Here is a 22,881-nt window from a genome sequence, read left to right as displayed (position 1 = left end):
CCACGACGGCGCTCGGTCTCGGCTAACGCGCGTCGTGGCGACGAAGGAGGAGGAGGAGCGTGAGACGGAACATGATCTGGCCAGCATAGAATTAATCAGGTCATCAGACAAGTGGAGGCAGTCATGGCTGATCGAACGCTCGACCGCGCATCCCTTCCCCTCCGGGTCGCGGACGATCTGACAGCACGACTCGCGGACGGCGAGTGGGCTGTGGATACGCGCCTGCCGTCGGAGAAGTCGCTGGCCGAGTCGTACGGCGTCGGCCGCTCGACGGTCCGCGAGGCGATCCGCACGCTCGCCGCGCGCGGCCTGGTGGCGTCGCGGCAGGGTGACGGCGTCTACGTCCTCGCGCTCGTCGCCGAATCCGAGGTGCAGCGCCTCCTCAGCCGCGCCGAGCTGGCCGACGTCTTCGAGGCGAGGGTCGCGCTCGAGGCGGAGGCCGCGCGCCTGGCTGCCCTCCGCATCGGGCCGGCCGCCGTGGATGCGCTGCGCACCGCCGAACGGCGTCGCACGGCAGCCCACTCCGCCGGCCCTGACGCGTTCGCCGCGGCCGACGTCGAGCTGCACCGGGCGATCGTGGACGCCTCGGGCAACCCGGTCATCGTGGCGCTGTTCGAACAGTTCGCGCCGGCGCTCGACCGGGCCGCCCGCGAACTCGCGACCTTCGAGACGGGCGACGACAGCCCGATCGGCGCCGACCTCGACGAGCACGCGGCCATCGTGGATGCGATCTGCCGGGGCGACGCGGACGCCGCCGCGGCGGCGAGCAGGCGGCTCGGCGACCACCTGGTGCGCGCGCTGCGCTGACGCCGCGGGGTGCGAGGTCGGCGCGTCGCGCTCAGGAGATACGGCGCACGAGTGCGACGCGTCGCGCGCAGGCGAAACCGGGACCATCGGAGCGCAGACGCGCGCCCCCGCTCACCGCACCAGCGTCAGACCCCGGCGCCGATCGCGTCCAGCTGCTCCAGCGCATCCACCGGCAGCTGCAGTCCAGCACCCGAGACGTTCTCCCGCAGGTGCGCCACCGATGAGGTGCCGGGGATCAGCAGGATGTTCGGCGAGCGCTGCAGCAGCCACGCCAGCGCCACGGACATCGGCGTCGCGTCGAGCCGTGCTGCGACGTCGGCGAGCGCGTCGGACTGCAGCGGCGTGAAGCCGCCGAGCGGGAAGAACGGCACGTACGCGATGCCCTGCCTGGCCGTCTCCTCAATGAGCGCGTCGTCGTCGCGCCTGGCGATGTTGTAGAAGTTCTGGATCTCCACCACCCGCACCATCGTCTGCGCTTCCGCGAGCTGCTCGGAGCTGACCGTGCTGAGTCCGATGTGCCGGATGAGTCCCTGCTGCTGCAGTTCTGCCAGCGCTTCGACCTGGGGTGCGATGCTGCCGGGCTCCGGGGATTCGAGGCCGCCCATCCGCAGGTTGACCACATCCAGTGCATCCAGCCCAAGGGTGCGGAGGTTGTCGTGCACCTGCGTGCGCAGCTCGTCGGGGGTGCGGGCGGGCGGCCAGCCGCCCTGTGCGTCGCGCCGGGCGCCGACCTTCGTGACGATGTGCAGGTCGTCGCGGTACGGCGCGAGCGCCTCCCTGATGATCTCGTTGGTGACGTGCGGTCCGTAGTACTCGGAGGTGTCGATGTGCCGGATGCCGAGCTCGACCGCCTCGCGGAGCACCGCGATCGCCTCTGCACGGTCGGCGGGCGGGCCGAAGACGCCGGGTCCTGCGAGCTGCATCGCGCCGTAGCCGACGCGGGTGACCTCGAGGTCGCCGACGGTGTAGAGGCCGCCGGGGAGGGTCGAAGAGGACATGGTTCCTTTCTGCCGCGGGGCGCGCTGCCGGGCGACAGTCCTACGATTCTCCTCCTGTGCGCGCTGAGGCAGTATCCCCGTCATCCTGGGTCCAGCGGGACCAGGATGCGGTGGCGCGCATCCATCGTCGGTGCTATATTCACCCACATGGGTGAATATCAAGCAGCAACGCTCGACCGGGTGTTCGGGGCGATCTCCGACCCCACCCGGCGCGCGATCCTGAACAGGCTCGCCTCCGGAGACGAACGCGTCACGGAGGTCGCGAGCAACTTCCCGATCTCCCTCAATTCGGTCTCCAAGCACGTGCGCGTGCTGGAACAGGCGGGTCTCGTGACCCGCACCATCCAGGGCCGCAACCACGTCCTCTCCCTCAACGCCGACCCGATGGCCGAAGCCGCCGAGTGGATCGACCACTACCGCGCCTTCTGGACTGACCGCCTGGCCGCGCTCGACCGGTTCGTGACCGGCGCAGGCGGGGCCACCGGGGCCGCCGCCGCTGGCGCCACCGACGTCGCCCCGACCCCGACCCCCGAGGAGCACTCATGACCGACCAGCTTGTCGTCTCCCGCCTGATCGCCGCAGCCGCGGAACCGCTCTTCGACGCCTGGCTCGACCCCGAGGCCCTGGCGGTCTGGATGCGCCCGGGCACCGCCACCCACACCGACGTCACCGCAGACCCCCGCGTCGGCGGCGAGTTCCGCATCGTCATGCACAACCTGGATGCGCCCATCGTCCACCGCGGAACGTACCGAACCATCGACCGCCCCCGCCGCCTCGCCTTCACCTGGCGTTCGCCGGTCACGGAGGACGAGGAGACGCTGGTCACCGTCGATTTCGAGCCCCGCGCATCCGGAACGGAAGTCATCGTCACCCACGAACGCCTCCCCCACCAGGCAGCAGTGGATGCGCACACCGACGGCTGGACAGACTGCCTCACCGGCCTCGACGCATACGCGACACACCAATCACCGCACGAATCACCGACGCACCACTCACCGAAAGGAAACTGACATGGTCGACATCCTGCACCAGGTCGGCGTCGAGAACGCCACCCCCGACGACGCGTACCGCGCCCTCACCACCATCGACGGACTCTCCGGATGGTGGACAGAGAACACCTCCGGCGACCCGTCCGTCGACGGCGTCATCCACTTCCGCTTCGAGCCCGGCGACATCGACATGAAGGTGGTCGAGCTCTCCCCCGCCTCGCGCGTGCGCTGGGAGGTCGTCGACGGACCGGCCGAATGGATCGGCACCCACGTCGACTTCTCCCTCGAACGCGACGGCGAATACACGCTGGTCCGCTTCATCCACGAGGGCTGGGCAGAGCCGGTGCCGTTCATGCACCACTGTTCAACGAAGTGGGGCGTGTTCATGCTGAGCCTGAAGTCGCTGCTCGAAACCGGGAAGGGGGCGCCGGCGCCGCGCGATCAGAAGATCGACGCGTGGAACTGAGGGGGGCGCTCATCGCCCTGCGCGCCTCTCCTTCGGGACGAAAACGTCAAATGCCTCGTCAGATCGCACAACAAGCGTTATTCTGAGCTCGCCCATCAGCTCGACGAGGTCGGCAACAGGCTTTCCTGGAAGAAGAATGACGGGTGTCGCGGTCATGCCGGCTTTCCGAGCGACGTAGACGTAGTCCAGCACCTGGCCAATCGCAGCGCGCACATATCCGCGAGCTGACGACTTCTTCGCTTCGACAACCCACCCCCGGTCCGGAACATGAAAATCCGGTTCGATGATGACGTTTTCTGTCCGAAGTGGCAGGCGCTGGGGCGGCGTCCCCGACTCGATGAGCCAGGACCCGAACGCCGCTTGCAACTCGAATTCAACACGGGAAACGACGCGTTCTCCGGCGTCCATCTGCGCGCTGCTGCCCGGGAGTATGACGTCGGAGTAGTCGGGTGGCGACCATACTCGCGGAAACGCCGCGTAGTCCATGAGGGCGCCCTCGGCTTTCTCCAGCGGTCCGCCATAGGAGGGCAGGAGTTTAACGTCGGCATCCAGAGGAGCGAGGTTGAAGATGATCCCTTCCCTGGGTACGCCGTCGACATCCGGAATTGTTTGGAGCGCGAATGGCGGATCGGCGAGTGCGAATGAGCCCACGTACGTGGCATAGACGCCCGCGGTTGTGAACAGCCGAATCGTCTTTCCGTCTTCCGCGGAGTCTCGAAGCGCACGATTGCCACGCACGAAGGTTTGCTGGCCATGCTGCCCCTCCCCCGTGTATGCGTATGTGCCGTCTCCTCGCAGCCCTTCGAATGCGTCGTATCCGTATCGGGCACCCGACTTCGGGTCGGTAAACACAAGCACGTCCGGCAGGCTGCGGGGCGTTGAGATCCCACCTTGTTGCTGACCGCCATACGCCTCGTGAATTGCTCGACGTCGAACGGTATCTCCCGGTTCGAGCGTCCACGATCGTTCTGTACGTGTCGCGCGCCCGCCTAACCGCGCACGCACCGCATCCGATTGCTCCTCCGTGAGCTCCCAGCGCGTCGTGCCCTCGGGGAGGGTGCCATAGAGTTCCCGCGCGATGGCGCGCACGCGCTTCTGCGAGACCGCTAACTCGAGCGAAAGGCTCGCGGGCGACGTTGTTGGCATATCGCGAGGCTATTGCATCACGGATGTTTGCGTTTGCTCGCTCGCTCCACTCCCTTCCGCCCACCCCCGCGCAGCGCTACCATCGCTCTCGTAACCCCGACACCACCAGACAAGGGGATGCGATGACCGACGCCGCTCCCACCCCGCACGACACCCCCGGCGACACCTCCGGCGACACGTCCGCCGACACCCCGGACGACCCCGCGGCCGGCGCCTTTGCCGACCCCCTACCGCCCGTCCCGTCCGACGCACATCGCCGCATCGACGACTCCGGCAACCTCCTCGCTCCCCTCGACGCCGACCGCACGCCTGCGCCTCCCGCGATCAGCTCCAGCTTCGGAGAGGAGGTGCCCGAGGATGCCTGATCTGCTCCCCCGCACCGTCGAGGACATGCTCGCCGCGATGGGCGCGCCCGGCGTCTGGGGCGTCACCTGGCCGAACCCGTGGTGGCCGAGCGGGAACAGCGCATACGACGACTGCGCCGCGTGCGTCAGCTTCTATCTGTTCGGGCTGACCCCGTCCGGTGGCCCCTACTTCACGTACGTGTCGCAGATCCAGAACTGGGGTCGCCAGGCCGGCGTCTACCACGACGGTTCCTCCGGGGTGCAGCGCGGCGACGTGATCGGCTTCGACTGGAACGGCGACGGCGACTACGACCACACCGAGATCGTGGTCGACGTGTCTCCCGGCGGCTCCGTCGTCACGTCGCGGGGCACGAATTCGAACCCCGGCGACGACCTGCGCGACCGCACCCGCTCGGCGCGGTACATCCTGAGCTACATCCGGCCGCCGTACACGGGTTCGCCGGGGCAAGGAGACGAGTTCGACATGGCTTCCCTCGACGACCTCCGGCAGATCGTGGATGCTGCGGTCAGCAACGCCATCGGCGCGATCGGCCAGTCCAGGCAGAACGAGAAGACCGCCATCCGGAGGGAGGGCCGCGGACGGCTGTACTACTGCCCGAACCCGCCGCCCGGCCTCCCTCATTTCGTCGTGATCTTCTGGGACCGCACCACCAACAACATCCTGTACGCCAACGCGGATGCGGACGGCGGTGTCGCCCAGGCCCGGAACTGGAACCAGCTGTACTACCAGACGGCGGACACGGTCGAGCAGGCGATGAGCGCCGGGATCGAACCGGACCGCTTCCGCAAGCTCATCGACTTCGCGCTCGGCAAGGATTCGGCGTTCACGAACCAGCTGGCGGCGAACCCCTAGTCGTCGCCGGCTGACCGACGGACCGCGCCGCCGCCGCTACCCGCGGCCGGTGTCCGCGGTCCGTGCGACCATGCTCTCGACGCACGAGCGAGCGGAGGACCGGGATGCGGGGCGAGGCGACCGTGCTGCACGCCGACCTCGACGCCTTCTACGCCTCCGTCGAGCAACGGGATGCGCCCGAGCTGCGCGGCCGTCCGGTGATCGTCGGCGGCGGGGTCGTGCTCGCCGCCAGCTACGAGGCGAAGGCGCGCGGCGTGCGCACCGCGATGGGTGGCAGGCAGGCGCGCGAGCTGTGCCCGGATGCGGTGGTCGTCCCGCCCAGGATGGAGGCGTACTCCGCCGCCAGCCGCGACGTCTTCGCCATCTTCCGCGACACCACCCCGCTCGTCGAGGGCCTGTCGATCGACGAGGCGTTCCTGGAGGTCGGTGGCCTGCGGCGCATCGCGGGCACGCCGGAGCAGATCGCGACGCGTCTGCGGGAGCGAGTCCGCGCGGAGGCCGGGCTCGCCATCTCGGTCGGCATCGCCCGCACCAAGTTCCTCGCCAAGGTCGCCAGTGCCGTCAGCAAACCAGACGGACTCCTCCTCGTCGAGCCCGACCGCGAGCAGGCCTTCCTTCTCCCCCTCCCCGTCGAACGTCTCTGGGGTGTCGGCGCCGTCACCGCCGAGAAGCTGCACCGCCTCGGCATCCGCACCGTCGGCCAGCTCGCCGAGCTCGAGGAGGCGACAGCCGAACGCCTCCTCGGCCGCGCAGCGGGCACCCACCTGCACGCGCTCGCCCGCCTCCGCGACCCGCGCCCCGTCGACGCGACCCGGCGCCGCGGATCCATCGGCTCCCAGCGCGCCCTGGGCAGCCGCCCGCGCTCGCCCGAGGAGCTCGACACCATCCTGACCCAGATCGTCGACCGTCTCGCCCGCCGCCTGCGAGACGGCGACCGCACCTGCCGCACGGTCGTCCTCCGCCTCCGCTTCGGCGACTTCGCCAAGGCCACCCGCTCCCGCACGCTCGGCTTCCCCACCGACCGGACCTCCGTGCTGCTCGGGATCGCCCGCACCCTCCTGGCGGCGGCTCAGCCCGAGATCACGCAGCGCGGCATCACCCTCATCGGCCTCTCGCTGTCCCAGCTGGGACGGTCGGACACCTTCCAGCCCGAACTCCCGATCGACTGGGACGACGGCGCCCGCCTCGACACCGTCCTCGACGCGGTCCGCGACCGCTTCGGTGCAGCGTCCGTCTCCCGAGCAGCCCAGCTTGGCCGCGATCCCGGATGGTCGACCCCGCTGCTGCCGGAGCACGAGTGAGGCGGAGGGTTAACGCCCCTGGCGCTTCTTGAACGGCTTCGGCTGCCCCTTGACCGCGGGCGCGCGTCCCTTGCCCTTCGAGGCTTTCGCCTTCCCGCCCGCCGGCGCCACCGGCTTCCCGGCCGCTGGCGGGGCCGCCGCAATCTCCTCCCGAGCCGTCGCGAGGAAGAGGACCCCGGCGCCGGTCAGCTTCGTCGGCGTCGCCCCGCGGACGAACAGCGGGGACCCGACCTCGTCTTCCAGCTTCGCGATCGACGAGTAGAGCGACGGCAGCGGAATATCGAGCTTCCGTGCCGCGCGCGGAAAATGCAGCTCCTCGGCCACGGCGACGAACCGAACGAGCAGTGTGATGTTCATGGCTGGCCCTTCATCGGTCCCGGGTGCGCGTGGCCCGCGATCCCGCGCCGCGGTTGCATTGTCATACCGGACTGAGCGGGCTGTGCTCGCCCGACGGGAGCTCGACCCGGATGGTGTCGCCCCGGCGAACGGTCCCTCCCGCAACCACGACCCCCATCACGCCGCCCTTCCGCTCGACCGAACCGTCCTCGGCCCGCCCGAGCACCTCGCGCAGCAGCCCCGGCTCGAAGCCGTTGATCTGCTGGCACGGGTTCCGCAGCCCGGTCACTCGCACGCACGCGTCGGCGCCGAGGTGCAGCAGCGTATCCGTCGGCAGGCCGAGCAGGTCGATTCCGCGCGTCGTCACGTTCTCCCCCAGCTGCCCGGGCGCGACCTCGAACCCGGCGTCGGCGACCTCGTCGAACAGTTCGGCGTGCATCAGGTGCACCTGCCGCAGGTTCGGCTGCGACGGATCCCGGGCGACACGGGAGCGGTGCTGCACCGTGGTCCCGGCGTGGGCGTCGCCCTCCACGCCCCACCCTTCGATGAGGACGATCCGGTCGACCACCCGCTTGCTGAAGCGGTGCTCGCTGTCCGTGCTCACCGCGACGACCTGCGCCCGAGCATCCTGTGCCTCCGTCACGAGCTGACGCGGACCCTGCGTCCTTCGAACCCGACGATGTCGCCCACATGCAGCTGCCGTCCGCGGCGCCGGTCGACCTCACCGTTCACGGTCACGAACCCGTCGATGATGGCCTCCTTGACGTCCCCGCCGGAGTCGAGCAGTCCGGCGAGCTTCAAGAACTGCCCCAGCCGAACGACGTCGCCGTCGATCGGAACGTCGTCGATCGGTGCCGGTTTCGTCATTCGAAAATGCTAACCCACCGCATCCCGGAGCGGGCACCGGCGGTAGTTTGGGTGCGGACCGGTGTCCGGTATCCGGCGTCCGGTGTGCATCAAGGGAGAGCACAGGATGAGACCACTTCGCTACGCCATCAACGTCACCCTCGACGGCTGTTGCCACCACGAGGCGGGCCTCCCGCCCGACGAGGAGTCGATGCGTTTCTGGACCGCCGAGCTGCAGCGAGCAGACGCCCTCCTCTTCGGCCGCACCACCTACGAGATGATGGAGTCAGCCTGGCGCAAGCCCGCCTCTGGCACCTGGCCCGACTGGATGGACGACTGGCAGCGCCCCTTCGCGTCAACCATCGACGGCGCGCCAAAATACGTCGTGTCGAGCACGCTCACCGACGTCGACTGGAACGCCGAGCTCCTCCCCGGCGACCTCCGGGATGCGGTCACGCGGCTCAAGCAGCAGCCCGGCAACGGCCTCTTCGTCGGCGGCGTCACGCTCCCCCTGGCGCTGGCGAACCTGGGCCTGATCGACGAGTACGTCTTCGTCGTGCAGCCCCTCCTCGCCGGCCACGGCCCGACCTTGCTCTCCGGCCTGCGCGAGCACATCTCCCTGGACCTAGTGGAGCGGCAGGACTTCCGCTCCGGCGTCTCCGCGCTGCGCTACCGCCCCATCCCGTAGCGGCACGGCGCCGCCGGACAAGAGGATGATGGACCCATGCCCGCCGCCCACCGCCCCGGCCTCCGGGTCACCTCCGGCCTCACCATCCCGGACTCCGAGCTGTCCTGGCGCTTCTCCCGCTCCTCCGGCCCCGGCGGCCAAGGCGTGAACACCGCCGACTCCCGCGCAGAACTCGTCTGGGACGTCGCCCACTCCGCCGCCCTCACCCCCGTCCAGCGAGAGCGTCTCCTCGACCGGCTCAGCACCCGCCTCGTCGACGGAACCCTGACAATCGCGGCCTCCGAACACCGAGCCCAACTCCGCAACCGCGAAGCCGCCACCACCCGCCTCGCCACCCTCGTCGCCGACGCCCTCCGCCCGCCGGCCGCCGCCCGTCGGCCGACGCGCCCCAGCCACGGCGTCAAGCAGCGACGCTTGGATGCGAAGAAGCACCGCACCGAGGTGAAGCGCCTGCGGCGGCCGCCGCAGGACTGAGTGGGTCGGGCGGTGCGCTCGGAATTTGTCCTTCTAATGAGTTCAGGCCGGAGATGGGTGTTCTCAGACTGGTTCCTCTGGAGGGACTCGAAAACTGCGATCACCCTTCAAGAGCCGTTCGCGTGATGCCAAAAATCGCGGAATTCCGCGCTTTTCGACCCCGTAGAGATGACTACGATCACATGCGAACTCACTCGGTTGTGGGCATATTGTGGGCAAAACCAGCCTGAACACGACCGGGCCTCAAATTTGATGCGGACAATGGCGTTTGCGAAATGCGAGGCAGTCACATACCTGCGGGGAAACCCCTCGCAACGCTGGCGATCGTTGTCGCGGGAGGCCGCCATTGCTCGTTCGGATGCCGCTCGCGCCACCATAGGAACCACGCAGCGAGCTCAGTTAACCACTCGTCAAATACGAGCGGCAAAGACCTCGGCAAATTTCTCAGCCATATCGACAAGCCAAGAAGCGAGCGAAGGTGCCTCGACTTCGTTGCGCCAATCGCCCTCTTTGCTCAAGCTGATGGTGGTCGACTTCTGACCATCGTCTGAGTTCCACTCGAGCGGCACAGCAAGGGCCGACTCGATCTCGTCACGTTGCGCGCGCAGCCGTGTGAACAGGGCTTTGTCGTCACCGATGTAAAAGCTGCAGTGGACGGCCGGCTCACGGATCGTAGCGGAAAGAACCACGTGCGCGCCCGCAATACCGATGCGGACATCAACATAGTTGTTCACCGTGCCGTTGCCCCAGGATTTGGCCCTGGTCGACTTCGCTGATCCGAGGTCGTGGACTCGCTCGAAGAATGCCTTCCTCTGCTCGAGAAGAGGGCGCGACGTGGGCGTCTTACGTCGATTCGGATCTATCTCCAACCCCGTCAGTGCAGCGAGCTCCTCGCCGCTGAGGAACTGCTCCGCGGCAGCGCGCCCGTCGCCGTCGAATATCAGGCCCTCGGCTTCCAGGTACTCGCGCGGATCCTCGGTGCGGTCCGGGTCGAGCCATCTGAATCCCGGCGAGATAGTTCCGCTCGTCTGTAGCACTCGCCACGCGCCCTGCATGAGATTGCTGGTGAGGACTGCCGCGACGGGTTGAGGGTAGGAGCCAGCCACCAGGGCGACCTCTCCATACGATGTCCAGCGTCCGGCAGGAATCTCAGCAACGATCGATGCCACCAACCGACGTGTCGCGGAGGGCTCATCGACGCCTGCCGTCGCCAGTGTCTCATCTGGGCCGGGCCACAGCGCGATAATCTTCTCGGCCAGGTCGGCACCGCGCTTCTGGATCTGTGCCCCGCCCCAAACCTCGTGGGCGGCAATCTCCTGGTTCAATCGGAGGCCGCTTTCAGCGAGCATGCTCCGCTTCTCATCGAAAGGCCGGTTGCTCAGTTCGCTGTTGTACCCGGTGAGGGTCAGATTGCCGATCGTATGCACAAGTCGCTCGTGCTCATATGTAGCGTCTGAGCCGTCGGGCAGACCCAGCGCAAACGTCTCACGTGTCGAGTCCGTCAGCGTCTGGGGCAAGACGTGCTCAATTGTGAGGTTCTTTGGGTCTACGACTTCCTTGGCCCCATAGGACTCTTCGAGCCACTGCAGAATGAGCTTCTTCTGCGAGCCTCGACCTTGCCAGTAGAACGGCACTGTCACTACCGCCTCGCGCACTTGACTGTCTGTCCCGTAGTACTTGCGACCGCGGGAGAGGAAGTCGCGGAGGGAGATGTCGACTTCGTCGCCGGTGGTGATTTCCCCCACCGCCTGAAGGAGAGTCCGGTTGAGATTGGCGGTCGCGCGCCCGATGACGATGCGGCGAACAAAGTACGACTCCAGGTACGTCAGGGCCCGCAGTACCTGGTCATCGGTAGCGGTCCCCACAGCTCGCCGATCTAGGATCCGCATGGCGACGGGGTAAGCAGTGGTCGATCCCCACGCGCGGATGCGGGCGAGGCGCCGCCGGATACCAGGATGGGTCTCGAGCGATGGTGCGAGAATCGTCGCGAGGACGTCTCCGAGTTTGGCTATTCGCAGAATCTCGGCCTCGATCTCGGACGGTCCGCGCAGCTTCTCGAGGCGCTTTTGCTGTCCCACATAGGTGTCGGACTGCTTCGCACGCTCGTCGGTCTGGACTAAATCCAGCCAGAACAGCAGCTCGAGATTTTCGGCACTGAGCTTTTTCTCTAGAGGGAGCCAGATGCTCGCGTAGACGTCCTCGCCGCGATCGCCGAGGCGCATAAAGAGGTAGTTCTTGAGCAAGTCCGACTGGGTAAGCTGCAAACCGGTGTTGTTGAGCGACTCAAAGATTCGGTGGGCGTTGTCCCGAGGCTCTGCCGTCACGACGACAAGCGCGAGGCCATTGACCACTGCGTTCTCAATCTCCTCAAGATCGTGCGGGTCATCTGGGTCGTCGGCGGCAGCGATCTTGGCTCGGAAGTGGTTGTACGCCTCGCCGACTCTGTCACCGCGTCCCGCGTCGGGCGCCGATCGCACCACCGAGAGGTAGGAAACCCGATCCGCCTGCGTCGGAAGCACCTTCGCGGGCTTGTCCTTGTCGTAAACGTTGACCAGGTACTGCGCCTGGATCCCGTTCGCGCGCTCGGAGTCGCCGGTCTCGATGAGGTGGTCGCGAAGCGCGGCGAGGAGGAGCGTGAGAGTCGTCAGCCGTTGCTGCCCGTCGACGACGAGCAGTTTAGAGACGCCGACGACGGAATAGTCCGGGCTTTGAGAGAGTACCAACGAGCCGATGAAGTGGGTGGCAGTGGGCTCGTTTCTGCGGACGGCCGCAAGCTCCACGACATCGCTCCAGAGTTGGTCGAGCTGCTTCGTTCCCCACGAGTAAACCCTCTGGTAAAGCGGAACTTGATACTGCTTCTTGCCCTCGAGAACACCAGCCAGGTTCGTCTCTGCCGCCTTGACCATCAATCCTCCGCGTTGCGCTCACTGCAGGAACACTCGGCCTCTACCGTAGTGCCGACCGGCAACGACTCCGATCTTGCCGGGACCCCAGCTTGGAGCGGCGGCAGTTTCTATCGGGTCGTATCCCTCGAACTGGCTGAAGGGAATTCGATAACAGCCAACGCGTTCGCGAGTGCCAGTCCATACGCTCACAACGCCCGAAACCGATGTGTCTTCTTGCGAAGGTCACGCGCCTATGTGAGAGCCCATCCGCTCGTCGCCATTTCGGACGATGGCACTTCTAGCCATGGGCGCTTCGGGATGCTCAAGTTCGTCAGCCCGCGTTTCGGCGGAAGCGGAGACGTACATGACCCCGATCACGATCAGCCGGTACCAGATGATGGCTACGAGCGAGATCCTGAACCGCCTGTAGATCGGCGCAGCTGGGCGCCGGGAAACTCCAGTCGGCTTGCCGGGCTGTCAGTGGTCCTGAACCTACTTTCCGAGCTTTGACCGGTGATTGGCACAACGATGTTCTGGGTCTGAGCGGAACGCAGTCGCTACGCCGATACTTGCGTCAAGTGGAAGGACTTCGGTTACTATGATTCATAATGAATCACGGAGGAGGGCGGCATGGTGGTTGTCACGGGCGAATCGCACTACCTCGCGTTGCGCGCACTCGAATTGCTAGACGCGGGGGCAATGGAGGAGCTGCGTACTCTTTTGGAGGACGCTGCGGGCATCGAGGGCGATGAGATGGATCGAGCCGGCAGCCAGCTAACGTTCGCGGCGGCGGCATGCACTCTAGGGCTGTCTGTGGCGCGCCGGACTGATTATTGGAATTCAGTACTTTCACCCGAGGCTCTACAAGTCCCGCTCGCTAACCGGAAACTTTTGAGTGGCGCCGGCATCACTTTTGATCATGAGCTGAGCGGCGAACCCCTCTCGGAAGTGCGTGCGTGGCTCGTTGAGAACGTCCAGAGTCTCAGGCTGGCGCAGCGTTGCATGAGTTACACATCACCGTATGCGGGCCTGTCGTCGCCGTTCGACCTGAAACCGGTTCTTTTCTCGCTCACTGACGTCGAAGATGTCGGTTATACGGAACGCCCACGACTCCCAAACAAAGTGGTCATCGCCGACTTGCTGTCAACGTTCTCGGCCGCGCGCGGAACCAGTGAACGTGCCATCCTGCGAGTGATCTATTGGGCAAGAGAGGCTGGTCTAACGCAGCGGCAAGTTGCCGAGTCCCTCCGCAGGCCGCAAACTTACGTGTTTCGTCAGCTTCAACAGATCGACGCCGATCCGAGGGCAATCGCCATGACTCCGCGCGAGATTTACGATCACTACCTCGCAGGCCATGTCGATCGCGCGCAGCTGCTCGGCTTGCTAGCCGCATACCGTTACGAAGCTGGCTCATTTCCGGACGATGCGCCAGATTGGGGATACGTTCCCGGCAGCTACGACCAGCTCATTCAACTCGCTGCAGAGGGTTCTATAACCGCTGAGGAGTTGGATGCCGTTCTAGCCGGCATCGACGCGTTGGCGGCCCAAAATGGGTAGACCCCCGATAGCTGCCGAAGTCGCGGACGAGCTGGAGCTACTTAGCCAAGCCGGAGGACCGCATAACGCGGCTGGCCCAAACGCTACGATCCACACGATGACTCCCACAGAGAGGGTGAGAAGAGGCGCGAAGATCGGTCGGGAGTACCTCGAACTTCAAAAGGATGTCGATCGCGATGGAAAAGCAGCAGTTGTAACCGCAGGGCCTCCAGGCGCCGGGAAGACAACAGCAATACGCGGCCTGCCCATCGGCTTCGATCTGTACCGCAACATCGATGCCGACGTCATAAAAGACATGCTGATTCAGGATTCGCTCATCAACGGGACGTTCGATGCGTTCCTCGAGCGGCAACTCCCGGATGGTAAGACGGTTCATCCCCGGGAGCTTGCGACGCTCGTGCATCGAGAATCGACCGCGATCGCAGCCGATCTTACAGAAATCTGCCTTCGTCGAGGGGAGAACGTGATCGTACAAGGCACCCTGGCGTGGGACGAACAGCCTCGCGTGCTGCTCACCTCATTTAACGCATCGGAGTATCAGGAACTAATCATCGTGGACGTCGAGGTCGATCTTTCGACGGCGCTCGATCGGTCGATTGAACGCTGGTGGGTTGGACGAAACGACCCGTTTGACGCCCTCGGCGGAAGATTTGTCCCTAGCAGCGTAATCAAGGACCTTTACCTTCCCGACGGTTCCACGAGATGTCGCGCGAACGCTGAAGTAATGTTCGCTCTTTCCGAGCAGATGAAGACCGAGCTGAGGACGTTCCAAAACGGCGACGGTGTTGCGACGCAGACAATCCGTACCCGCGGACCCGGCACGGACGAGGGCTCGCTCGCTGGAATCGAGGGGTCCAAATAGCCGGACTGCAGTACCGCTCGGCCAGTTATGACAACCCTGCACTAACTGCCGAGGGGTTCATGCTCGGATCCTGGTTGGAGGCCGCTGTCGTTTCTGCTCTGTGCGTCGGACGAGCGGCCCCAATACTCGTGGGTTGTCCGGTTCAGCTCTCGCCCATTTTCCCGCGGTTTCGGCCAGAATCGAACCATGACGAGTGGCACAACATCGAACTTCGACGACTTGAAGCGCGCGGTGCTGGCCAGGTCACATCACACGCACTGGAGCAGCGCGGTTAACGAGTGGCAGATCGTCGATCTGGAGGAAGATCCGAGCGGCGCGGGTATCTGCGTCTGCGGGCAGCTCAATCTTGTGAGGCTCTTCACCATCAAGAACTCCATCACCGGCCAGTCTCTGTTCCCGATCGGGAGCTCCTGCATCAATCACTTCGGCCGCACCGACCTCAATCAAGAAGTTAACCTCCTGGAGGCTCTTGCCAAAATTCGCAGCGCACTCCAGTCAGGCAGGCCCGTGTCCTTCGACACGCAGTACTTCTCTCGTGCCCTGCTGGAGTGGCTCTACGACGAGAACGTGTTCACACCAGACCAATGGAACGAAGGCGACGGCTGGAACGACTACGATTTTCTGCTGACGATGTTCAACAAGCGGAAGAAGGACACCATCACGTCCCGCCAGCGGTACAAGCTCGCGGCGATCGTGCGCAACAAGGTCTTTCCCTTTGTACAGAGCTACGCACGCATCAAGTAGTTCAATCGCGGCACTCAATAGCGAAACCTCCGCCGCTAATGTTTGGTGCGCCGTCCCGTGGTCGGTTGCGCAACGTGGAGTCCCGCGCGAGCAACATGCGGAAAGCGCCGACCCTCGCTAGTACCAGGACCGCCCTTGGTAGAACGCCACGCGCTCACCGCGTCGAAGCCCACCAGGACCTGGAGTGGGCCTGACCTCACCTCGGTTAAGGCACTTCATCACTTCAGCACTTCGGCCCGGGACTTGCCGGCAAATACGATTCGCAGTGCGCGAGCCCATTTCGACCTCCCCGAGATCATTCAAGCGGTGGCAAGTTCTGTGCCGCCGGCCACTCAGCCTAAATAGGCATCACAGATTTCGCCGAATGCATCAAGCGCGTCTTGGAATTCCTCAATCCGTTCCCAAGTTAGGGCGCATTGCGGCGATCAATGTCTGTCACCGGGACCTGAGCCACGTTTCAAACCTCAGCCCGGCGGTCCACCTTTATCATGATGCTCTCTACCTCGGCGCGCGCCTCGTCCGACAACTGGGTGCTCTTCAGCACCTTTTCATAGTCAAAGTCCACCAGTTCGCCATTCGTCGAGAATCGCAGTGCATCAATGTGATCACTCAAGAGTTCGTTCGCCACAGCTCGTCCAAAACCGACTTCCTGAAGCTGGATCGCCCGGTGGTCAGTGGTGCCGTACTCGACGAGTGTTGCCACATTGATTCCGGATGCCTGGTGCCCCAGAGCGATGACGCTGATGTCGAAAAAGTTCTGTAGGTAACTGATGATGCGGAACCTCAATCCGCCCTCGATATCCCGAAGTGTCCACTCGATGATGAGGTTGATATGTCTCGCGGATTTTCGATCGAAGGGCTCGGTCACCAAGCTTTCCTCGCGGGAGTAGTCGCGGTAGCTGATCCAACCCCGCTGACTGTAATACGCAATTGAACTTGAAATCACCCGACTGATTGGGTCACCCCGAACCCAGCCACGCATTAGGAGCGCCCAGTAGTAAAGGCGCCTCTCCCATCCGTCGGCGTCGGCGTTTCTTGGCATAAGAGGGTCCGTACCTGAGACCTCCGTGGAGCGCCATCCATACAGACTGCTGAGCCGCCTCAGCGCGTTCAGGTACGTTTGGACATCGGTGAGATCGGCGCCGTCGGCCACAAGTGGCTCGGCTGATCCGTCTTTGAGGTCTTCCCAAACGCGGTCTTGATACTGTGGTCGGATATTCGGTGAGCGTCGTAGCACGTCGGTCGGAACAACAACAGATGCAGCCGCCTTCCTCAGCAGGTCGCGGCCATCGGCTACCTTGTCGAGAAAATAGCTGCGCAGCGGCGTCTGCTGTTTGTCGAGTTGATGCACAGTTAAGATCGAGGCGTACTGCTCGACGCTTCTCTGCTGGTCCGCCGACGGTGTTCCTGGGAGAGCCTCACCTCGCAAGATGCGGGCGATGTCGGTGTACTCCTTCTTCCGATTGTTCGCCGGATTGACCAGAAAGCTCTCCGCTCGCGCGGGCTCCCCCCGAGGAATTAGCGCTTGTGTCGCATCTGCCCAGCGATTAGTTTCCTCGCGCACGCAGATCACATTGCCCGAGAAATCGTACGTAAGACGGCCGGCACGACCCGCGAGGTTTTCGAAATCGATTTTCGTGAATGAGCTGTTCCCATGTTTGTCGCTCAGGATAAAGATGTTCTTGGCGGGAAGATTAACCCCTTCGAGAAGAGTCGACGTGCACACGACGAACTGGATAGCTGACTCTGGATCCGCGAAGGCTTGCTCGACTCGCTCCCGGACTTCCTGCGGCATCTTGCCATGGTGAAAGGCGACTCCCCTACTCAACGTGCTTCCGAGGAAGTAGTCCTTGTGGACGTACTCACGAACGTGCTTGATGAGTTCGTCCACCTTTTCGTCCGAGAGGACGTCGCGACGCTCCGCGAGCCGAAGCGCGAACTCGGAGGACTTGAGCGATCCATTAACGTAAATGATCGCTTTGCGGTCCCCGCTTCGGGAAAGGATTAGATCGACCGCGCTGGCGTCGCCAGGCTCCGTTTCCAGTTCTTGAGGCTCCGCCTCCAACGCAGAGAAGTAGTACTGCTTCTTGGCAACGAGGTCGACGAAGTAACGCTGCTGTGCAACGGTCCGCTCTCGAACGGCAAACGCTCCATTGGTCGCTTTCCCAAATAGCTCGAGGAACAGCTCTGGGTTTTCGATGCTTGGAGAGGCAAAAACCAGCTTCGTCGCAAATCGACGAGTGGCTTCGACGATCGCGTGGTAATAGAGCGAGCTCCGCGCATCATTCTTAGCAATGACTTTCTGGGCTTCATCTACTACGAGGTAGTCGATCTCGCGCACGGGATTGCCGAGGTACCGAAGTAATCGCTCCGGCGTCAGGACAAATATGGTGCGTCGATATTTCTGGCGGAGAAGCTTAGGCAGAGACGGATAAGTGGCGACATTCACCTCCGGCACCCCAGCGAGGAGATTTCGCAAATCCGCCGCAGTCTGTCCGATCAAGGCCTTGGTCGGGACGAGGATCACGACGCAATGGTCATTGAGCTCGTCACGGCGAACGATGTCGTACAAGGCGTCCTTGATGATGAAAGACTTTCCGAGTGAGGTAGGGCCGGAGAAGCTAAAGTAATCCTCTCCCCGCATCCTCTCGACGATGGAATACTGCGTGTCTGTCAAAGTGGCGTCCCCCTGGCTGGTCCTCTGGAGAACTTCCTTCGCGATGCGTAGCGTGCCGCGCGACAGCGGCATAGCGAAGCGGCTACCAACGCCCTTCTGCAGGGTGCGTATGCCCGGAAAGTTTCCCAGCTGCACCAGAACCGCCTCAGCGACAGCCAACACCCGATCGCTCAGTTCCTTATCCAGCGGGGCGGCCTCGTCATACTCCCGAAGCAAAGCGATCGTCGTGTAGGCCAGCTCGCGGTGGCGCGGATCACTCGAGTGAGACAACACATCCGCGTAGCGCAATAAGTGCTTTGTCGTCGCCGGATCTATCGCTTGGCCAACCCGACTAGATAGGAACGATTCCGCCACCGCGCGCTCAAGGTTGCCGTAGGCAGACCGGAAGTCGGCGCGACCAACGATGATTTCGCTAAGCAGGTCAGCTGCAGTGCGGGATGTCACTTCTTGGGGTTCTCCTCTCGCAAGCGAAGGTCCTTGCCGCTCAGCTCAGAAGCGAGATCAATACGGATGTCCTCGATCCCGCGCACGTTGCCGTTAACGTTCCGTTTGAGGAACGGGACAGCGTAGATGTGAAACTGGTAGCCGCCGAGACCGCGGTTCTGGATCTCCGCCTTGATGGTGTCCACCTCCGAAGTAATCGCCGAAAGTGCGAGTTCTCGCAACTCACTCTCGATCTGGCGAGCCGTCCGGTCCGTGAATGGATAGCTCGTCACGTCAAGCTCGAAGCCGATAAACACGCCGAATGCGTTTCATTTTGTGATCGTTCGGCCACCGGAAGCGGGCGGTAGAAGGATCGACGCTAATAGCTCGACCTTGTCTTCGTCGAGGCTCTCCTTCAGTAACTCTGATTCCACGAGCCAAGTGTCGAAGTCGAAGTCGTCCTCTTGAACTTTGCCCATGGACGCGAACGCCGCCTTGACCCCGCGTCGGGCGCTCGACCCAACCCTGCCGGTCGCATCACCGTACATTTTGGACTCGCCGAAAATTAGCTGATAATCGCCCTCCGAGACTTCCAGAAGATGTACGCCATCGGTGCCATGCACATAGTGTTCCGAGGACGTCTTGAGCTCCATCTTCGAGAGGATCTTTGGTGCTCCAAGGTGGCTCTCGAGGAATGAATAGAGGAGAAGCTCACCGCCCTCGCCGGCATTGGGGTCGGGCGCCTTGAACTGTGCCTGAGTCTTTCGGAAGAACTCGCCCATGCGGCTAGGATCGCCGAGCAACTTTTCGAGATTCTGCCGCGAGAGCACGTAGCTGATGCTGTTGTTAACTAGCTCCTTGAATAGGGGCATCGTCGCGAAATCCCCGCCGTCCACACGAAGCACATGAAGGTGCATGACGGTTTTCGCGTGGATGTCGAATCGCTCCGGGTCGTAGAAAAGCGCCAGGAATCGATCGCGATTCATGAGCGATAGAGGCAGCACAGTGTCCGTCATCTTGCCGTCATCTGTCCCGGGCGCTCCGCGACGCCAGCTGCGCGGACAGCGTGGGCGTCGCAATTTGTCAGGTCGAGGAGTGCGAGAGCTCGTCCTTCGCGCACATGTTCAATGTCCAACCTGGAGTTCATCGCCACGCCACCAGTTTGGCAGGGAACGCTGGCACCTACCGCAACCCCAAACAAGGGTCAGCAGTAGCAAGCGCAGCACGGCGAGCGCGCCCTTCGCCAGTCATTGATGGCTCACTGGGCCACGGAGCGACTGTTGATGTCAGAGGACCTCTAAATGGAAGACCCACCGTGAACAACCGAGGTGAGTCATGGTAACCATCGCGAAGTTCGGCTCCGGCCCGTCAGAATCCGCAACGACACGGTCAGTAATTTTCTCGCACGTATATATAGATCTTGTCGAAGAGCGCGCCCTTGATTGGGAGGCTGAAGCTCTTCAGCACACCGCGCAGCTCGCGCCGAACGTCCTTGTCGCCCTTATCACTTTCGGTCCATCCCGAGTATGCAACGTCCGCGACGATCGCGTCGATGCGGCTAACTATGTCGGGAATGATTTTGTGCAAGCCTTCCGGCGTATTCTGCTCGACGATTTGGGTGAGGGCGCCGATCTTTGGGTCGACGATACGGTCGAGCTGAGCCTGGTTGCCGACTTCTGCTGCCCTATCGGCCGCGACGACATCCTGCGCAATCTGCAGCGCTTGCTCGAGGAAGGCCAACGAGTCGGCGACACTCTCAATGACGCGCGCGCGCAACTTCTCGATGCGCTCCGCCAGCGACCTGTAGACGCGCTCGTCTGCCTCAGCTAACCTGCGGTCGAGGCGCGCCTTTATGGAATCGAGAACACTCTGGTATACGTCGCTCGGCGTCGTGTCAGCCGTCGGTTTGTCAGGCAATCGCAGCTTCTCAGCAATCTGCTTAAGAAGCTCGAGACCGGCCGCATCGAGGGTGACGTTTCTCGATGGTAGGGCGCGCACGTGCACATCGCTCATGTGCGCGTGGACGAGCGATGTGGTCTTGGCACCGAGTCGCTGCCACAGGAAGGCCTTCGATGCGTCCTTTGGTCGCACCGATTCGTATACCTTGGCAAGCCACAAGTACTGGCGCTTGAAGCCTTCGAGCACCGGATGCGGGTCCAGAAACTCCCACACAGTTTGTAGCGCTATAAAGGTTTCGACAAAGCTCGTGCGCTCGGCGGCCCCTTCCGGAATTCGCTCGTGAGCGAGCGCGAGGGACTCGAAGGATGGGTCAGTCATGTCTATGCCGGCGAATAGCGACAGAAGCCGAGTGAGGTCGCTAGCGAACTTCGCCGCGAGCTGCGAGGCGTCGGTGACATTGAGTTCCGCGTCTCCTTCGTCGTTCCCCTCAGGGCTTACGATGGCCCTTGCGATAGCGCCGGCCAGGCCAATGTAATCGACGACGCGCCCGTAATCCTTAAGTTGCCCAGTGACCGGGTTCTTCCATGGCCGGTTAGGCCGCGTAATTGCCTGGAAGAGATTCGCGCCCTTCGCCGGTTTATCAAGGTAGAGCACACCCTCGATCGGAGCGTTGAAACCGGTCATCCACTTCGCGGTGACCACGATGAAAGACATCGGATCATCCACTCTCTTGAACCGACGCTTAAGAGCTTCCTCCTGCTCAGGCTTCAGCAAGTGCCTGCGCAGCTCCTTCGGGGTGTCCTTTGCGTCCAGCACGTGCATGACAACACCAACCTCGCGCGGCTGCCCGTCCGGCATCGTGGCACTGCGCGCCGCTAGCTCGGCCCGGATTGCATCGGCGTACATCACCACCAGGCGCTGGTTCAACGCGACCACCTGCGCCTTCTGGCCGAGGGGTGCTACATAGGTGAGGAAGTGGTCCACGATGTTCGCACAGACTGTCGCTACCCGCTCGGGGTTCGACAAGATGGTCTCGATATGCGAGGCCTTGCCAGAGAGAAACGCCTTCTCTTCCCCGCCCAGGCCCTCCTGCTCCGCGAGGTCGTCGAACGCGGCATCCAAGGCCTCCTTTGAGAGGTCAAACCCGACTGATCGCCCTTCGACGATGACGGGCTTGGTGAACCCGTCGGCGATCGACTGCTCGGGCGTGTAACGGCTCATGATGAAGCCCGGATCGCCGGGGTCGCCGAAAAGCTTGAACGTCGACCGATCTTTGTCCTGCACCGCTGTGCCTGTCGCGCCGAAGAACTTCGAGTAGGGCAAGGCTCGGCGCATGTGTTTGCCGAGGTCGCCCTCCTGCGTGCGGTGAGCCTCGTCGACGAGCACCACGACGTTCGATCGGTCCGAGAGCAGGCCGGCGTCTTTGAACTTGTGGACTGTGGTGATGAGCACGCCGGGCTCTTTCCGACGCAGCGCGCTCCAGAGGTCCCGCTTCGTCGCCGGCACCGTGAGCCTCGGCATGCCGACGGTGTCGAACGTGTCGGCCGTCTGACGCTCGAGGTCCGTGCGGTCCACAACCACAACCACGGTGGGCGCCCCGCCGAACTTTTCGACGACTTTCGGGTCACGCAGTAGCACGGCCGCCGTGAACGCCATGAGCTCCGTCTTGCCGGAACCCTGGTGGTGCCAGATGAGGCCGCCAGGTCGGCCGGCGAGCACCTTGTCATGAATCGCCACCGACGCCTCAAACTGGGGATAACGAGGCAGCAGCTTGAAGTCGACTTCGCCCGCGTCGCGTGCATGCCTATACATCGCCATGTCCTTGAGCATCGGCAACACGGTCTCCGGGCGTAGCAGCAGCCGTGCCGCGCGCTCAACACGAGCGGGGCCGGTGACGATCTTCGGGTTGTCCTCGGTCGAGCCCCACGGAGCCCAGATCTCCGAATCCGGGTCAGGCACTGCGCGCACGGGAGCCATGCGGAACTCGAGGCCGTCCGTGGCAATACTAAAGAGGTTCGGTGTGAAGAAGTTTGGATACTCCTCCTCATAGACGTCGTGGATGTCTTTGGCGGCGTTGACCCACGACACCTGCTGGTTGACCGGCGTCTTCGTTTCGGCAACCACCAGGGGGAAACCGTTGACATAGTAAACCAGATCAAAGCGACGAGCATGCCCGCTTCCTTTGATCGTCACCTCCTCTGCCACCACGTACTTGTTAGCTTCGAGGTTCTCAAAGTCAATCAGGCGGCGGGGCACCTTTTGGCCGTCGACCGTGGTGAAGGCGTGGTCACCACGGAGCATGACGGTGAGCGCCTCGTTGGCGGCAACCAAGCCGTCACGCGCCGAAAGGATTGCGTGGTCGATTTCGTGCAGCACGAGATCGAAACTCTCGTGATCGTCCCCGAGTTCCGGGTTAAGAACCAGCAGCGCCTCGCGCACCCATAGCTCGATTGCGACATCGTGCTCGTCTCGGGGGAGTTCAACACCGGGCACGTGCTCCCAGCCGGCGTCCTCAGCCCAATCGATCATCGACTTTTGGATCGTGCTCGCTTCGGTGAAGACCAT

22 protein-coding genes are annotated in these 22,881 nt (G+C 63.6%); 12 read left to right on the top strand and 10 right to left on the bottom strand.

The genetic code is table 11. From position 1 onward, the window contains the following. Positions 1-123: 123 nt before the first annotated feature. Positions 124-807 carry a FadR/GntR family transcriptional regulator gene (locus AC1ROC_RS13125; protein ID WP_493000658.1) on the top strand — a complete coding sequence of 228 codons (684 nt, stop codon included), beginning with the start codon at positions 124-126 and terminating at the stop codon, positions 805-807. A 125-nt stretch (positions 808-932) separates the two neighbouring features. Here the strand turns inward: AC1ROC_RS13125 and AC1ROC_RS13120 are convergent, their stop codons facing one another. Next, positions 933-1,805, bottom strand: a complete 873-nt coding sequence (locus tag AC1ROC_RS13120; protein ID WP_493000656.1) for an aldo/keto reductase family oxidoreductase — start codon at positions 1,803-1,805, stop codon at positions 933-935. Positions 1,806-1,952: 147 nt separating this feature from the next. Here AC1ROC_RS13120 and AC1ROC_RS13115 point away from each other — a divergent pair, with 147 nt between their 5' ends. Genes AC1ROC_RS13115 through AC1ROC_RS13105 form a run of 3 tightly spaced genes read left to right on the top strand, consistent with a single transcriptional unit; the run spans position 1,953 to position 3,260 of the window. After that, entirely contained in the window at positions 1,953-2,351 is a 399-nt protein-coding gene (locus tag AC1ROC_RS13115; RefSeq protein ID WP_493000654.1) for an ArsR/SmtB family transcription factor, read from the top strand. Then, positions 2,348-2,815: an SRPBCC family protein gene (locus AC1ROC_RS13110; protein ID WP_493000652.1), complete on the top strand. Its 468-nt coding sequence runs from the start codon at positions 2,348-2,350 to the stop codon at positions 2,813-2,815. Before AC1ROC_RS13115 ends, AC1ROC_RS13110 begins: the two co-directional genes overlap by 4 nt. Position 2,816: 1 nt before the next feature. Beyond that, positions 2,817-3,260: an SRPBCC family protein gene (locus AC1ROC_RS13105; RefSeq protein ID WP_085370708.1), complete on the top strand. Its 444-nt coding sequence runs from the start codon at positions 2,817-2,819 to the stop codon at positions 3,258-3,260. Positions 3,261-3,269: 9 nt separating this feature from the next. Here AC1ROC_RS13105 and AC1ROC_RS13100 read toward each other — a convergent pair whose 3' ends face one another. Then, positions 3,270-4,406 carry an SRA domain-containing endonuclease gene (locus AC1ROC_RS13100; protein WP_493000649.1) on the bottom strand — a complete coding sequence of 379 codons (1,137 nt, stop codon included), beginning with the start codon at positions 4,404-4,406 and terminating at the stop codon, positions 3,270-3,272. Positions 4,407-4,528: 122 nt separating this feature from the next. Here AC1ROC_RS13100 and AC1ROC_RS13095 point away from each other — a divergent pair, with 122 nt between their 5' ends. The 3 genes from AC1ROC_RS13095 (at position 4,529) to dinB (ending at position 6,925) form a co-directional block, all read left to right on the top strand. Continuing rightward, a complete protein-coding gene (locus AC1ROC_RS13095) occupies positions 4,529-4,771 on the top strand; it encodes a hypothetical protein (RefSeq protein ID WP_493000647.1) in 243 nt (80 codons plus the stop codon). Then, positions 4,764-5,624 carry a CHAP domain-containing protein gene (locus tag AC1ROC_RS13090; RefSeq protein ID WP_493000645.1) on the top strand — a complete coding sequence of 287 codons (861 nt, stop codon included), beginning with the start codon at positions 4,764-4,766 and terminating at the stop codon, positions 5,622-5,624. The genes AC1ROC_RS13095 and AC1ROC_RS13090 overlap by 8 nt, the downstream gene beginning before the upstream one ends. A 104-nt stretch (positions 5,625-5,728) precedes the next feature. After that, entirely contained in the window at positions 5,729-6,925 is a 1,197-nt protein-coding gene (dinB, locus tag AC1ROC_RS13085) for a DNA polymerase IV (RefSeq protein ID WP_493000643.1), read from the top strand. Positions 6,926-6,934: 9 nt separating this feature from the next. On the opposite strand, the gene AC1ROC_RS13080 is transcribed toward dinB, so the two are convergent. From AC1ROC_RS13080 to AC1ROC_RS13070, 3 genes are all read right to left on the bottom strand, one after another. Beyond that, the gene (locus tag AC1ROC_RS13080; RefSeq protein ID WP_168689867.1) at positions 6,935-7,282 is read right to left on the bottom strand and encodes a LysR family transcriptional regulator; all 348 of its coding nucleotides are present in this window, start codon (positions 7,280-7,282) and stop codon (positions 6,935-6,937) included. Between the two features lie 61 nt (positions 7,283-7,343). Further along, the gene (locus tag AC1ROC_RS13075) at positions 7,344-7,904 is read right to left on the bottom strand and encodes an MOSC domain-containing protein (protein ID WP_493000641.1); all 561 of its coding nucleotides are present in this window, start codon (positions 7,902-7,904) and stop codon (positions 7,344-7,346) included. Then, positions 7,901-8,128 carry an RNA-binding S4 domain-containing protein gene (locus AC1ROC_RS13070; RefSeq protein ID WP_493000639.1) on the bottom strand — a complete coding sequence of 76 codons (228 nt, stop codon included), beginning with the start codon at positions 8,126-8,128 and terminating at the stop codon, positions 7,901-7,903. The genes AC1ROC_RS13075 and AC1ROC_RS13070 overlap by 4 nt, the downstream gene beginning before the upstream one ends. Before the next feature lie 106 nt (positions 8,129-8,234). Between AC1ROC_RS13070 and AC1ROC_RS13065 the strand changes: the two genes are divergently transcribed. Together AC1ROC_RS13065 and arfB are read left to right on the top strand one after the other, a co-directional pair. Beyond that, a complete protein-coding gene (locus AC1ROC_RS13065; RefSeq protein WP_493000637.1) occupies positions 8,235-8,795 on the top strand; it encodes a dihydrofolate reductase family protein in 561 nt (186 codons plus the stop codon). A gap of 36 nt (positions 8,796-8,831) precedes the next feature. Then, a complete protein-coding gene (gene arfB, locus AC1ROC_RS13060; RefSeq protein WP_493000635.1) occupies positions 8,832-9,269 on the top strand; it encodes an alternative ribosome rescue aminoacyl-tRNA hydrolase ArfB in 438 nt (145 codons plus the stop codon). 410 nt (positions 9,270-9,679) lie between these two features. Here arfB and AC1ROC_RS13055 read toward each other — a convergent pair whose 3' ends face one another. Next, positions 9,680-12,175, bottom strand: coding sequence for a DUF4268 domain-containing protein (locus AC1ROC_RS13055; protein WP_493000633.1), 2,496 nt, complete (start codon positions 12,173-12,175; stop codon positions 9,680-9,682). 609 nt (positions 12,176-12,784) lie between these two features. Between AC1ROC_RS13055 and AC1ROC_RS13050 the strand changes: the two genes are divergently transcribed. From AC1ROC_RS13050 to AC1ROC_RS13040, 3 genes are all read left to right on the top strand, one after another. Then, positions 12,785-13,711, top strand: coding sequence for a hypothetical protein (locus AC1ROC_RS13050; RefSeq protein WP_493000631.1), 927 nt, complete (start codon positions 12,785-12,787; stop codon positions 13,709-13,711). A gap of 97 nt (positions 13,712-13,808) precedes the next feature. Further along, complete coding sequence (locus tag AC1ROC_RS13045) at positions 13,809-14,573, top strand: zeta toxin family protein (RefSeq protein WP_493000629.1); 765 nt, start codon at positions 13,809-13,811, stop codon at positions 14,571-14,573. 186 nt (positions 14,574-14,759) lie between these two features. Continuing rightward, on the top strand, positions 14,760-15,317 hold the full coding sequence (locus tag AC1ROC_RS13040; protein WP_493000627.1) for a hypothetical protein: 558 nt from the start codon (positions 14,760-14,762) through the stop codon (positions 15,315-15,317). Positions 15,318-15,774: 457 nt separating this feature from the next. Here AC1ROC_RS13040 and AC1ROC_RS13035 read toward each other — a convergent pair whose 3' ends face one another. The 4 genes from AC1ROC_RS13035 to AC1ROC_RS13020 all read right to left on the bottom strand — a co-directional run bounded on the left by AC1ROC_RS13035 (position 15,775) and on the right by AC1ROC_RS13020 (position 22,881). Next, positions 15,775-18,438 carry a DEAD/DEAH box helicase gene (locus AC1ROC_RS13035; RefSeq protein ID WP_493000625.1) on the bottom strand — a complete coding sequence of 888 codons (2,664 nt, stop codon included), beginning with the start codon at positions 18,436-18,438 and terminating at the stop codon, positions 15,775-15,777. Continuing rightward, positions 18,435-18,734: a hypothetical protein gene (locus tag AC1ROC_RS13030; RefSeq protein ID WP_493000622.1), complete on the bottom strand. Its 300-nt coding sequence runs from the start codon at positions 18,732-18,734 to the stop codon at positions 18,435-18,437. Before AC1ROC_RS13030 ends, AC1ROC_RS13035 begins: the two co-directional genes overlap by 4 nt. Positions 18,735-18,746: 12 nt before the next feature. After that, a complete protein-coding gene (locus AC1ROC_RS13025; RefSeq protein WP_493000619.1) occupies positions 18,747-19,433 on the bottom strand; it encodes a HamA C-terminal domain-containing protein in 687 nt (228 codons plus the stop codon). Between the two features lie 373 nt (positions 19,434-19,806). After that, entirely contained in the window at positions 19,807-22,881 is a 3,075-nt protein-coding gene (locus AC1ROC_RS13020) for a type I restriction endonuclease subunit R (protein ID WP_493000617.1), read from the bottom strand.

This window comes from Leifsonia sp. GW821-FHT13C05, from assembly GCF_058806515.1.
The sequence above is the reverse complement of the archived record's forward strand: the minus strand, read 5'-3'. Positions and strand labels throughout refer to the sequence as shown.